We start from the raw sequence: 13,308 nt of genomic DNA on the forward strand, positions 1-13,308 counted from the left end.
GTACCCCTGTGTTTAAGTCATAGCTTATCGGCTTTTGTGGGTGGGGTAGCTTACTGTAGCCCTTATTTTCAAGGGTTGATGTCGGATCTCTGGGTATGACTTTTAAGCATACCCCCATGCGAAATGTGTGTCTTGGCATTTGCACGAACAAGAATAAAGGAGCGTCCAACAGTACCGGTGGGGGCGCCTTTCCGTGGGGGAAGCCGTCTCTGCTTTTTCAGATTTGGATGATCCTGGAGATCGAAAATGGGTTTGCCGGATGTTATCGGCTTGGTGGGCGCGTTCTTTTACCTTCTTGGCTATGCGCTGATTCAATTGCGTATTTTTACCGTCGACGATCCGGTCATTCCGCTGCTGAATGTGCTGGGCGGCGTCGCCCTGATCTATTCGCTGGCCTGGAACTTTAACCTCGGCTCCTTCATTTCGCAGGTTGCCTGGCTGGTCATCACCGTTTTCGGATATATCCGCTTCCGCATGGTGTCGCGCCGCCGCGCCGTACTCCCGCAGGAATAAGGGATTGCGTCGATCCGATCATCTTTACGTAATCAGATCAGTTCCATTGCTTGCAATCAGCCAATCAGCCACTTCCCGCACAATTTTGCGCTGGTGACGGTCGGCTGGACGCATCAGATAGAAATAGGCGTCCGACCGCATCATATGACTGTGCACAGGCACCAATGTCCCATTCGCAAGCTGTTCCTTAATCAGCCATGTCCAGCCGAGGGTAATGCCGATGCCTTGCGTTGCAGCAGCAACGCAAAGGCCATAATCGCCGAGGCGCCATTCCAGAGCGCCAGCTGGTCGGGAAAGTTTGGCATCTTGCCACCATTCCGGCCACCCCTGCCACTCGCGCATTGTATCTTCGATAGCGAGCAAGACGGGTGCCTCCTGCTCCATGATATCGGCCCCGCCCGGTGCTGATACCGGCACGACTTCCTCTCGACCGAGAACCGTGAGATTGACGCCGATAGGACGCTCTTTGCGATAGAACAATGCAAGATCGAACTCATCGAGCCGCAGGTGGGCGACGTCATCAGTCACGCGCAGCCGGATTTCAATGCCCGAAATCTCCGCTTTCAACCTGCCTATTCGCGACAGAAACCACTGATCGGCAATCCCGCGTGAACAGGCGATAGTTATTTGTCGAGGTCCTATCCATGCCCGCAATCCGTCTGTGACTGCGCTCAGATCCCCCAGAAGTCGGCTCACCTCCGAGGCGTAACTTTCTCCAATGGCAGTCAATTGCACGCCGACAGGCAGGCGATTGAACAGCTTTGAGCCAATGAAAGCTTCCAACTTGCCGATTTGCCTACTAACGGCGCTCTGGGTGAGACCAAGCTCCAAGCCTGCGCGAGAGAAGCTTCCGAGCCGAGCTGCACTGTCGAAAACCACCAGCGCATTGAGCGGTGGCATTGATTGACGACCAACTGCCAAAGCGAATTTCTCCCATTTTTCAAAAAGCATGCATCGTTTTAAGGTTTACGTCTCCTGCATAGAGTATTTGTTCGTCAAATTCTTCAGGTGATTTTGAAAAGATAATTTACAACCCGCACATCAGTCAGATTGACCAGTCCTATCGGTCATAATCTTGTGCGCATCATCGTTGGTTACGTCTGGCTTTTTAAAGAAGGGGTGCCTAGCGCTAGGAGCGTTGGTGCTTGGAGGGCTTGAATTCAAGAATCTCCCGTCACGTTCAACTGCTCTGTAAAAGATGGATCCTATTCGTTTTCCTCCATACCCACTCCGCAGTGTCACCGATAAATCTTGATCGTTACAAGCGGCTACTAAACACCTAGTGCGCGTAGCGTGTGAAAACATAATCGTGGTTCTGAACCAGTGCTTCGTGACACGCAAAGCAGGTCTCGTGTTGTGCCTGGTCGACAGGTTTCCCATTGATGAAGCGCCCAAATCCCCAACCGCCGGTGCTAGCGTATTTTTTGGAATCTTTCACCATCACCTGCACGGTGGTTGCCTCTCCGGGTATAGTCGCCGGCTCAAATTCCGGAGACGGCTCCTTTTTCCAGGCGAGTTTCACCAGAACAGTGCCATCCGGAAAGGGAAGATTTCCCTATATGTAAGCAGCAATCGCTTTGTCATTACCAACCACAGTTCGCAATTCATCTAATGGCTCGGCTTCTATTGCGGGTGCAATGAATTGCCACTCGCGATAACCGTCAGGTATTGAAACACCATAGACAGGTGATACAGGCTTTGGTTCGGAACTGTTGGCGGCTGATATCGCAAGGATGCCAAATGGTGAGAGTGCTGCGGCGAATAGTGAGAAGGCCAATGGAGGTTTCATTTCAGTCTCCATGCTTCAGAACATAGAAGAGTTTAGTCAGATCAATGTATCTGGAGTATTTTTCAACGGCGCGGAATTGAACGCCTTTGTATATAACCTTTGGGCTGCCCCTATGGGGTGATCCGTTTGGAATGTTAGTGCATGCTCGGTCTGCTGGCCACCGCCGGTGTTGACGCCGGTCCATTTTGGCAGGCCAGAGGGCTGCTTCGGGTGCCGGTGGTTTGTAGCCCAGCGATGAGTGGGACCGCACGGTGTTGTAATGCTGTCGCCAGTTTTCGATGATGATTTTCGCCTCCTTGAGCGTATAGAAGATTTCGCCGTTGAGCAGTTCGTCACGGAGCTTCGAGTTGAAGCTTTCGCAATAGCCGTTTTCCCACGGACTGCCCGGCATGATGTAGGCGGTTTTGGCCCCGACTGCTGCGATCCACTCCCGGAGTGCCTTTGCGATGAACTCCGGGCCGTTGTCAGAACGAATGTGCGTCGGGATGCCCTTTAGGATGAAGAGGTCGGAAAGCACGTCGATGACATCGACGGCCTTCAGCTTTCTCTCGACCCTGATGGGGATACATTCTCGCGTGAACTCGTCGATCACATTGAGCATGCGGATTTTCCTGCCGTTGTGCGTGCGATCCTCGACGAAGTCGTAAGACCAGACATGGTTGGGGTATTCCGGTCGAAGCCGGACGCACGAGCTGTCGTTCAACCACAGCCGACCGCGCTTCGGTTGCTTCTGAGGCACTCTCAGCCCCTCCCGTCGCCAGATGCGCTCAACCCGCTTGACGTTCACGATCTATCCAGCCTGGTGCAGCATCGTCGTGATGAGGCGATAGCCATAGCGGCCTGACTTACGAGCGAGCGCCGTGATGTCTGCGGTTAACGCCGCTTCATCATCCGGGGTCTTGGCGATCTTGCGCTGAATGGAACGATGCTGGCCGAGAACCCGGCATGCCCGACGTTCGGACACCTTCAGTTCATCGATCACATGATCCACGCAAGCACGGCGACGGGCGGGGCTTAGAAGTTTCCCTTCGCGGCCTCGGCCAAAATCATCTTGTCCAGGGTAAGGTCGGAAACGGCTCGCCGGAGCCGGGTATTCTCCGCTTCCAGTTCCTTCAGGCGCTTCACCTGGTCGCCCTTCAGTCCACCGTATTCGGACCGCCACCGGTAGTATGTAACTTCCGTCACGCCTATCGACTGGATCGCCTCCGCCATCGATTTTCTTTGCGCATTCAGCACGTCAACCTGACGGAGTTTCGTGACAATCTCTTCGGCCTTGTGTGTTCCGCTGGGCAATCGATTCACTGGATCGATTGCTTATCCAGCTCCAATCGTTGCCATTTCAATATCCTTCTGAGGCTCAAAAGCCATACTTCACGAAGGATCTCTTTTCAGAGGGCAGACCAATTCGACAGGACGAAATGCCTGCCCGAGCTGCGAACTAGGCTGAAGCACCACTTGCCACGCTCCTGTTTCTCGTCTGGCGGCAAAGGCCGTGCACTTCAGGCCATCATATCTCGTGGGCACGCCGATATGTCGTGTCTGCACCGTATATCAGCGTGCCCACAATGCGTTTCAAATCCGGATGATTTGCAATCTTGCGATTCCAGCTTCTGGATTAACGTTGCGGGCTTCCAGAAAACCGTTACGAAACAGGACATATCCGATTCATCGGCAAACGACGTTTGAAGGCCCAGGACCACGTGCAGGACTGTTCTGCCGTATTTGAGGGAACTCAGGGGCGCGGGAGGTGAAAGAATATGGTAGACGGGCATTTTTCCAAACCTGCATGTCAGATGGAAACGCCGTTTGAGGCTATAAACTTTCATAGAGCGGCAAATAAAGCTTTTAAAATGGATATGTGGTGCGGCCATGTCATCATGAATTGCGGGTAACGCATCGCAACGTGTTGGCATGTCGTTCCAATTTGCCCGCAACATATTTCAAATCGAGATAATTTGCATTAATCCGATTCAAAGTCTGGGAAGAGCGTTGCTGAACCCGGGATTTCCGATTCAATGACAAACGCCGTTTGCGGGCAGGCGCGGGGCTTGGCAGAAAACGCTTTGCGCCGACGGTTTTCGAGCTCAAGCTTTGATTATTGGTACGTAATCTGGAGTAGCCATGGCATCGAGCAGACAGCAGTCGGAACGTTTGCGCAAGCAGCGCGAACGGCAGAAGGACTATCGCGATCGTTTGAGGGCACGGCGCAAACCGACGCGTGACGACATAGCACGAGTGCTGCTGCATTTTATGATCGTCAAAGTGGTGAAGTCTGGCAATCAGGACGGGACGGAGAAGCTGATTGATATGCTTCTTGATGCGCTGGCGGATCAGGGCTTCGATAAAGATGCTTCATTAGAAGTCATTGATGACCTGATTGTCAGATACACAAAAGGCAGCTGGGATTTCCGTCGCAAGATGCATCTGAGGCCCGGCGGGGTTCTTGACGACACCGAACATTGAGGATCGTTTTCCAAACCATATTGTTTCGATTTCAACCTGACAATTTTACAAACGCAGTTTGTATCTCTTGTCTGTCGTCCCCCCATTACTCCATGAAACGCCGTTTGCAGATGAATCGCATTGTTCGACGTTGGCGTTGAAGCGGAATATCGTCGAGGCTTAAAGCAGGGAAACGACGGGGTTGCTCAGGATCGTCCGTGGTAGCGTCACTGCTATTCATGGCACATGTGCAGGACATTTCGCTGCTGAAGCCCAGCCTGTGGATAACTTTCAAGCTCCACATTACGGCTTCCTCAGGTGTTCATCACAGCGCAAAAGCCTGATGGCCACTACGTTTTATCACTGTTTTGGTGAAGCCGAAAAAGCCGGTGATATCCGGGACTTAGATAAAAATTCTGTTTGGAGATCTTTTTTTGTTCCGGATCCTTGCAGCGCGTTTGAGATCCTGCAATAGTCACCTTGCCTGATCGATCAGGCGTCTCCATCCGGTGCTGGTAACACCAGAATGGAGACTGACTTAGCCTGCCAACAACAGGAGCCAAGCTATGCTGGTTATTATCGACATTCGTCCCGGATTAAAAGATCTGTACCCTGAATTCCACATCGGCATGGCGGCTTCACAGCGGAGATAATTTCCGCTTCTGACGCGTTCGGCGCTCTTTAAAGCCCGAACCCCCAATTTTCCATTTTGACACTCTGGTCGTCTGCGTTTGCGCGCAACGTCACGGCTTTGCTGTCTTCAAAAACTGACGCCGCTTGCAATGGCAAGCGCGACCGCCGTTCACAACCATTTTGCTCCAGCGATTACATCGCTCCGGACAAGGAGGAACTATGTTTGCAGAAACCGTAATCGGGCATATTAATCTGTACGAGCAGCAAACCAGGAAGCGAAGTCACTGGCGCGAATTCAACTCGGAATTTTATCTGCGACTTAGTTTCAGGGACATCAACAGCGTACATGACAAAGATGGCCTGAAGCGGGGTTTGTCAGAGAAAATTTTCCGTTGTGCACTGTGGAATGAAGGCGAAAAGATCATCAGCCTGATCGAAGCTGGCATGTCGAAAGAGCGGGTGAAGGGTCCAGAAGATTACTGCGATTGTTGTTCTATACCGTTGACCCGCGATGCTTTCAGCAACGTCATCAAATCCATAGCATCGAATTCCAGCAAACAGAACCAGGATAAAGGCCGGAGCGCTTTGGAACCACCGGCTGGTCCATACGCCTTTGATCTCGCGATTCATCAGCGGGAGCAAAGGCGCGTCAGTGTATTCAGCCTGATTTACGGCATCAGCGCCCACAGAGATGCTCTGGATCATTGGCGCAGTGAAGCATCGATTATGTCATCATTATCGGTGCGGCTGGCGCAGCAGTATTACGACATCGACATTGATCATTGCGAATTCGCGCTCATCGATCCGCTCCTACTGGAAAGCCAGGTTGAGGAGGGGATCTGGGCATTGGCTGATCTTGATTGTTTGGCGGGCAGAACAGGTGTCGCAGAGAAAGTCCTCAATGCGCAAAAAACTCTTCGGAAAGAGCTGATCAAGGGGCTCGGCGACATATTCGCGGAAACTGAAGCTGAGCAAGCACGACTGATCGATGAAGAGATCGCGAAGATTGCGGTCGAAGCGCTCGACCAGATGCCTACGTCGAAGATTCAGATTTTGACGCCAGATAACGTCGTTGAGCCGACGTGAGCCAATCAGCCAATGCTTCGTGCGAAGCATATGAACTGCGTGTCACGGACTTATCCGTTATGCAGCAGCGTGGAGTTTGCCGCGATGCAGACCAACCGGGGTATCCGGCATCTCAATACCGAGCTAACGGCCAACCGATGAGAACGAAGGTTAAAGCAAAATAGCTGAGGTAGCGGAGTATCTTCTGCCCAGATATCAGGGTGGATGCCTTTGTTACGCTGAACAGCTCAGCTTTTGCTCTCAATAACAAACACATGCGTGGAAATCAGGAAACGCCAATCCCCGGGCGCGTTGTTGCGCGCTCGAGCGCTCCATCATTTTCTTCATTCATCAGGAACACGGCATGACGGTCACAATCAAAAATGGAAACTACAATCGCGAGCAGCTCGAGCTTGAAATCAGGATGCTGAAATCTCTGGTCATGGATCTCGAGCGGATATTCCAGGGTGATTATCCCAATGAGCGGATACTGACCAATTCGCCAGCGATCACAAGCTGGAAGCTGAGTGCACGGCGGGCAACGTGTCTGGAAGGTGTATTATTCGAACATCCTCGGCTCGGACAAATCGTACCGCATGGCATCACGTCCGAGCTCTGGCTTCTGGATCTCGACCGGAACTATGCCCGCACATTCAGCCGCTTTTACCGGCTTGGCCAAAAAGACATCGGGCAATGAGAAAGAATGAAACTGATCAGGCTGCGCACATCAATCGGCAGGACAGCCGATGTGGAAGTTTCTCCATGTCTGTCAGAAACGCGGCGGCCTTTCTTGGAAAACCAGACTCGAAAACAGCGTCGAGATTATCAATAGGAATAGAGAGGGAACGGCATGAAACTCTGGATCTGGTCTGACGTGCATAATGAACTGCAGGAAGTTGTCTATCCACCATATGAAGAAGCGCCGGACTGCGATGTGATCATGATTGCCGGCGACCTCAATGCGGCGCCAGATCTCCATTTAACGCTGGAATTTCTGATCAGGCGCTACGAGAAGCCTATTATCTATGTCCCCGGAAATCACGAATTTTATCAGAACAAGTGGATGATGAACGACCGGGACCGTTCGCTTGAAAGCGACAGGCAGACGATCAAGGCAATCGAGGCGCTTTCTCTGCAATGGCCGCAACCGTTTTCTTGTCTTGATGCGGATGAGTTAATTTTCGGCAATACGCGCTTCATTGGCGCAAGCCTATGGGTCGATTTCAAGATGAAACTCCCCGCGAAGTCTGATTTGCCGCAGCGAATGTGGATGGCGCGTCAGATGCTCAATGATTTTCATGCAATCTCCATGCAGGATGGCAAACGGTTCACGCCGGAGGATATGCTGGAGCTGCATCGTTCAGATGCAGCTTACATCCGACAAAAGCTGGCAGAACCATTTGACGGCTCCACGGTGGTATTGACCCATCACATGCCGCATCCCGATTGCACGCCGCCCGTCTATGCGGGGCAAGAGGCAAATTTTCTGTTTGCCTCTGGCGCAGAGGCTTTCAATGACATCCTGCATTCCGAACAGGCTCCGGATTTATGGATCTGTGGTCATACGCATCATGCCATTGACGTTCAGATCGGCCGAAGCCGCATTGTCTGCAACCCTTACGGTTACAGGTGGGAACAGGGCAGAAACGGATTTCGGTGGGACTGGGTGATAGCTATCGAATAACCCGCTACGCACTGCACAGGAGCCTAACTGACACGGGCTGATCTTAATGGGTAGGGGGTGGCGACAACGAGGTCGGTAGTAAAAGCTGGACCGCAACCAATGACATGAACACTCTGGTTTGTGCTGTTACGGATTTGTCCGTGATACGGTAGCATTCCGATCTCTAGGCCGCTTTTTCGTCGTAGTCGCTACGCGAGAAGGAAAAATGGTGATTGGCGGACAGGGGCAAACGTCGTGTCTGCTATCCAGATCTAAGCCGAGGTCCATCAAGCCCGATGGTTTGGTCAGGGGCTTTCTGGCATTGCCCGGATAAATAGCGCTTTCAGATCGTCCAGATATTAAAATCCGCGATTTGATTGCGGATGCCACTGACGCGCCCCAACATGCGACATTATGTCATGAAACAGGCATTAAAACGCATCGAAATGAAGCCATTTTGGGGCCATTTGGGCACCATTGGACCAGTTGCAACCGCGTAAGCGTTTGATATTATTATCATATTGTGCTTTACTATAAAAGTCAGCGCTTTTTGAAGCTGACAGACAATCATTTTCAAGGAAGGATTTTTCAATGATTGGAACTTCGCCTTTAGACTACGGTATCGATAAAACGAGCAATGGCATCGCAGCGCGCATGCTCAAGGATTTTGAGGAGGGACATTTTTCGTTCCTCGCCGATGAGGCCACCGTCGAACAACGCTATAATCAATCAGGACAAGGTTCGGTTTGGCACGATTTCAGACGAGCCTGTCGCGCTTATTCCACGCTTAATGGATGTGTGGTGATTGTTGATGACACCAACGAGTGTTTTGTCGACAGCGTCGATATCAATGGTGAGTATGAATTCGATTTCGCGAATGAATTTGCAATCCATGTAGCCACAACCTATCGCGAGCGGTTGCTCGCACTTGGAAAGCAAGGTTCTGTCCGGTTGACGCTCTACAGACTTCCCCGGGCCAACTACGAAAACACCGCATGGAGCCATTTCTGGGAGCGTGGAGAATATATCGGCGAAATGAGAATGGCACTCGCGTAAGCGACTATTTGGGCAACCCATAGTCTATCGAGATATGAAACCGGGAGCACGCGTCATACGTGCTCCCGGTTTTCTTATTTGGGTTGCCGGCTTCAATTTGTCAGGCCGCTTAAATCCGGGTCAGCCATTCAGCATGGTTGTCGCAGACCTGGCGGGTGTGACGGTAGGTTTCCTCGAGTGCGATCTGGACGAGCGGCTCAATGCCTCAGGTTTTGCGCTCTTGGCTGTTTGTCAAACTTTAACGTTCCAAACCTGCCAGTTGTGCTCGTCGCAACGGTCGTATTCATCCAGTTACACAATACCGTTCAGCGCCACATTAGAAATTTTCATCGGTGTTCATGGTCTGTTTGCCCCGGTGGCTGATTGATCTCACAATATGTCTATTGGCTTGTTAGAGATGATGAAGTGTTTAAAGAAAATCCATGGGACATATTCGGCGAGAACGCGCAGGTGCTTGATGAAGCGGACATTCCGGTTTGTGACGGGTATGCGTATTTTTGTATATTGCAATATGAAGGTGTCGATCGGCTGATCTCACGGCTACGCATTTTCGATCTGGATACGCAATTTCACTATGTGTTCTACGGTCATTTTTCGAAAATTAATGCGATCGTCCTTGCTGGTAGTTTGCCGCCGGCACTCAAAGAATTCGACGGCGTGCGCTGTCAGGTTGGTCAACTCGAAGTCATTAGCGGGAGCTTCTATGGAGCCGCCCCCATGACCCCACCTGCAACCAAATACGCACTAAAAGTGGAGGATCCAGGTAACACGACGCTGGCTCGAAATGAGATGTACACAGTGTGGGGGTTCGGAATTCGTCCTTGTTCCGCGCACGAAGCTGAAATCACCACCTTTGCTGCAGAGGAGGCGGTGCGTCGGGCGATAGAAATCGCAGCTGAGGGTGAATGTCTGACTGACGATAGACGGCCATGAAAGAAGATCGGTGGCATTTGACCCGGAGAAGAATGAACGGTCGGGATCGGTTATGAGAAAACGGATATCACGAATTTATCCTTGATGTGAATCCAGCCATGATCTCGAGAAACACAAAATCAAACCCGAAGGAATCTGGCGATCCCGGGTAGCGCTGACAGACTCTAAGGCCGGTAATGTTGAATTCCAAAGGCTGCGGCGGATTTACCCGTGTGCGTTGATGACGGCCAAAAAGGCCGGGCCATAGCGTTCGAGCTTTGTTTCGCCGACACCGGGCACGTCGGCCATTTGCGCGCGTGAAGCTGGTCTGGCAGTGGCCAGTTCGATCAGTGTCCGATCGTGGAAGATCACATAAGGTGGGACATTTTGCGTGCGTGCAATCTCTAACCGCTTCTCGCGCAGCGCCTGAAACAGCGCCTCATTACGCTCCGAAAGAGCGGACGTTACCGATTTTCCACGCGAAACAGCACCACGCGATGGCTTCGATTTCGGCGGGACACGCAACATGAGCGTATGCTTTGCGCGCAAAAACTGCCGACCTGTTTCCGAGATCGACAAACCGCCGTGCCCAGCAAAGTCGATATCGATCAGTCGCTGCGCGACCAACTGCCGTACGATCGCGCGCCAGGTGTGATTGTCATGCTCGCGGCCGATTCCGAAAGTCGAAATCTGGTCGTGGCCGAAGCGGCTGATGCGCTCATCGTCGACGCCAAGAAGGACATCGACAATATAGGCTTGCCCGAACCGTTCCCCGGTTCTGTGAATGCAGGACAATATTTTCTGCGCGGCTATTGTCCCATCGAAGAGGGTTGGTGGTTCGGCGCAGGTATCGCAATTGCCGCATGGTTCACATCGATCACCGAAATAAGACAGCAGCACCTGTCTGCGACAGTTCGCCGTTTCGGCGAGCCCAAGAAGTGTGTCGAGTTTCTGCCGCTCCATCCGCTTGCGCTGATCAGGCGCGTCGGATTCTTCAATGAAGCGGCTGCGCAGGACGATATCATCATAACCGTAGAGCATCATCGCCTCGGCTGGAAGTCCGTCGCGCCCCGCACGCCCTGTCTCCTGATAATAGGCTTCGATGCTTCCCGGTAGATCGATATGGGCGACGAAGCGAACGTCCGGCTTGTCAATGCCCATCCCAAAGGCAATCGTTGCCACCATGATGACTGCCTCGTCATGCTGGAATCGTGCCTGGTTCGCCTCGCGCGCATGCTTCTCCATGCCGCCATGATAGGAGAGGGCGTCGTAGCCCAGGCTGCGCAACCATTCGGCTGTTTCTTCCGTCTTACGTTTTGAAAGACAGTAAACGATGCCGCTTTCGCCCTGGTGATCCTGTAGAAAGCGTTTCAATTGCGCACGGGGATTGTCCTTCTCCATGATCGTGTAGCGAATATTGGGACGGTCGAAACCGGCGATGAAGGTATCGCGCTTGTCAATCTGCAGATGCGACAGGATTTCCGCACGTGTCGGCTCGTCGGCGGTTGCTGTTAACGCCATGCGGGGCGTATCGGGAAACTGCGTCATCAGCACATCAAGCTGCCGATAGGATGGCCTGAAATCATGCCCCCATTGCGACAGACAATGTGCTTCGTCGATAGCGATCAGCGAGAGAGGCACATCGCTCAGGCGTTGCAATGTATCCGGTCTGAGCAGGGTTTCAGGCGCGACATAGAGCAGATCAAGCGCCCCAGCATGGATATCACGCCACAGGGCCAGCCTGTCATCGCCAGCAAGGTCGGAATTGAGCGCTGCAGCCTTCACACCCGCCTGCCGGAGCGCTGAGACCTGATCCGCCATCAACGCCAGAAGCGGTGAAACCACGATCCCCATGCCCGGTCGCGCAAGGGCGGGAATCTGATAGCATAGCGATTTGCCGCCGCCTGTCGGCATCAGGACGAATGCATTATTGCCTGCTATCGCGTGCGATATGATTTCAGCTTGTCGCCCACGAAAGGCATCGTATCCATAAACGGTTTTGAGAATGTGGATCGGGTTGGTCATCATCAGTAGTCAAGGCATCAATTGTTGTTCAGATTCGGCACCTACATTCATAGCAGCCATCAGGGGAAAACCAGTCTTTATCCGAGGCATGAGCAGACCAAGGTACAATCTACCGATCATAAATGCACTTTTTGTGATCTGTCCATTCAGCGGCAGATACTCTTTGAAGGAACAACAGCACGACTCAGTCGCGTAGCCAGTTTTCGACCCTCAGAGCAGGGATGCGTGAGAATTCTCCGGTATTGGCCGTGACTAACACCACCCCGAGCGCATAAGCATGGGCAGCGATGAAGAGGTCATTCGGACCGATGGGCTTACCAACGGCTTCCAATTCGGCTCGGATTCGCCCATACTCGGCGTCGGCAGGCGTATCAAGTGCGAGCACTTGCATACTTCCAAGAATGGCCTCGATGTGCGCCAGCAGCTTTGGCGATCCCTTTTTGGCGCATCCATAACGCAACTCTGCTGCCGTGATGATACTGACGCAAACAGCTTCTGCTCCAACCTCGGCGATGCGTCTGGCGACAGCGCCCTTGGGGTTTCGTGCAAGCTCGGACACGACATTGGTGTCGAGCATGTAGAGGGCGCTCACAGGTCGATTTCTTTCAATGGTAGCAGGGTATCGTCAATATCAGGGAACTGATCTTCCGGTCCAAGTGGTTCCAATCCAGCAAGCACTTCCAACAGGTTCGGGCGACGCACCGGCTCTATGATAAGTCGATCTCCATCGCGATGGATCATCACCCGGTCGCCGGGAAGTTCGAAGTCAGCTGGAATGCGTACAGCCTGGCTCTTATTGTTACGGAAGAGTTTTGCTTCGCGGGCCGGTGTAGGTTCAGAGTGTCGGAGCTGTGGCATATTGGTCTCCTTTGTATATGCACGAGTATATACATCGTGGCAGGATAGATTTCAAGCGGCGCACGGTCGCTAGCGCGCAATTGTACGTCGTTCAGCGATGTTGTAGCGGTTCATAGTGGGCACCAAACTAAGATGTGGGATGGCATCGTCGGCGGTGGGAGTGCACAGTGGATACGCCATTCTTCGTAATTATATATGCAAAACAATAACGGAGTTATCCGTGATGGGAAAATCCTGGGCGCACAATTGGCAGTGAAGACAAGGCTCTATAGAAAAAAATATAATAAAAACAATGACTTAATCAGATAATGTATATTATGGAACTATCATCATCTAAGCTGATGTTGAATGA

12 protein-coding genes and 2 pseudogenes are annotated in these 13,308 nt (G+C 52.2%); 8 read left to right on the forward strand and 6 right to left on the reverse strand.

Going from position 1 to position 13,308, the window contains the following annotated elements:
• The first annotated feature begins 246 nt into the window (after nt 1–246).
• Nucleotides 247–513 (forward strand): CBU_0592 family membrane protein, encoded by a 267-nt coding sequence (locus F9K94_RS07560; RefSeq protein ID WP_151644619.1) that lies wholly within the window; start codon nt 247–249, stop codon nt 511–513.
• A 24-nt stretch (nt 514–537) separates the two neighbouring features.
• Here F9K94_RS07560 and F9K94_RS07565 read toward each other — a convergent pair whose 3' ends face one another.
• The 3 genes and pseudogenes from F9K94_RS07565 to F9K94_RS07575 form a co-directional block, all read right to left on the reverse strand.
• On the reverse strand, nt 538–1,434 hold the full coding sequence (locus F9K94_RS07565) for a LysR family transcriptional regulator (RefSeq protein WP_151644621.1): 897 nt from the start codon (nt 1,432–1,434) through the stop codon (nt 538–540).
• Between the two features lie 358 nt (nt 1,435–1,792).
• Nucleotides 1,793–2,302: pseudogene (locus F9K94_RS07570) on the reverse strand (cytochrome P460 family protein).
• A 134-nt stretch (nt 2,303–2,436) separates the two neighbouring features.
• Nucleotides 2,437–3,595 (reverse strand): annotated as a pseudogene (locus F9K94_RS07575) (IS3 family transposase).
• Nucleotides 3,596–4,423: 828 nt separating this feature from the next.
• Between F9K94_RS07575 and F9K94_RS07580 the strand changes: the two are divergent.
• The 7 genes from F9K94_RS07580 to F9K94_RS07610 all read left to right on the forward strand — a co-directional run bounded on the left by F9K94_RS07580 (nt 4,424) and on the right by F9K94_RS07610 (nt 10,094).
• The gene (locus F9K94_RS07580) at nt 4,424–4,765 is read left to right on the forward strand and encodes a hypothetical protein (RefSeq protein ID WP_151644623.1); all 342 of its coding nucleotides are present in this window, start codon (nt 4,424–4,426) and stop codon (nt 4,763–4,765) included.
• 181 nt (nt 4,766–4,946) lie between these two features.
• Nucleotides 4,947–5,219, forward strand: a complete 273-nt coding sequence (locus F9K94_RS07585) for a hypothetical protein (RefSeq protein WP_151644625.1) — start codon at nt 4,947–4,949, stop codon at nt 5,217–5,219.
• Between the two features lie 377 nt (nt 5,220–5,596).
• Entirely contained in the window at nt 5,597–6,463 is an 867-nt protein-coding gene (locus F9K94_RS07590) for a hypothetical protein (protein WP_151644627.1), read from the forward strand.
• Between the two features lie 343 nt (nt 6,464–6,806).
• A complete protein-coding gene (locus tag F9K94_RS07595; RefSeq protein ID WP_151644629.1) occupies nt 6,807–7,139 on the forward strand; it encodes a hypothetical protein in 333 nt (110 codons plus the stop codon).
• Between the two features lie 153 nt (nt 7,140–7,292).
• Nucleotides 7,293–8,126, forward strand: a complete 834-nt coding sequence (locus F9K94_RS07600; protein WP_151644631.1) for a metallophosphoesterase — start codon at nt 7,293–7,295, stop codon at nt 8,124–8,126.
• A 570-nt stretch (nt 8,127–8,696) separates the two neighbouring features.
• On the forward strand, nt 8,697–9,161 hold the full coding sequence (locus F9K94_RS07605) for a hypothetical protein (RefSeq protein WP_151644633.1): 465 nt from the start codon (nt 8,697–8,699) through the stop codon (nt 9,159–9,161).
• A 363-nt stretch (nt 9,162–9,524) separates the two neighbouring features.
• Complete coding sequence (locus tag F9K94_RS07610; protein WP_151644635.1) at nt 9,525–10,094, forward strand: hypothetical protein; 570 nt, start codon at nt 9,525–9,527, stop codon at nt 10,092–10,094.
• A gap of 204 nt (nt 10,095–10,298) precedes the next feature.
• Here the strand turns inward: F9K94_RS07610 and recQ are convergent, their stop codons facing one another.
• From recQ to F9K94_RS07625, 3 genes are all read right to left on the reverse strand, one after another.
• A complete protein-coding gene (gene recQ / locus F9K94_RS07615; protein WP_151644637.1) occupies nt 10,299–12,101 on the reverse strand; it encodes a DNA helicase RecQ in 1,803 nt (600 codons plus the stop codon).
• A 181-nt stretch (nt 12,102–12,282) separates the two neighbouring features.
• The gene (locus F9K94_RS07620; protein WP_151644639.1) at nt 12,283–12,690 is read right to left on the reverse strand and encodes a type II toxin-antitoxin system VapC family toxin; all 408 of its coding nucleotides are present in this window, start codon (nt 12,688–12,690) and stop codon (nt 12,283–12,285) included.
• Nucleotides 12,687–12,956 (reverse strand): antitoxin, encoded by a 270-nt coding sequence (locus F9K94_RS07625; RefSeq protein WP_151644641.1) that lies wholly within the window; start codon nt 12,954–12,956, stop codon nt 12,687–12,689. The genes F9K94_RS07620 and F9K94_RS07625 overlap by 4 nt, the downstream gene beginning before the upstream one ends.
• Nucleotides 12,957–13,308: the final 352 nt, after the last annotated feature.

It is taken from the genome of Brucella tritici, from assembly GCF_008932285.1.
GTDB lineage: Bacteria > Pseudomonadota > Alphaproteobacteria > Rhizobiales > Rhizobiaceae > Brucella > Brucella tritici.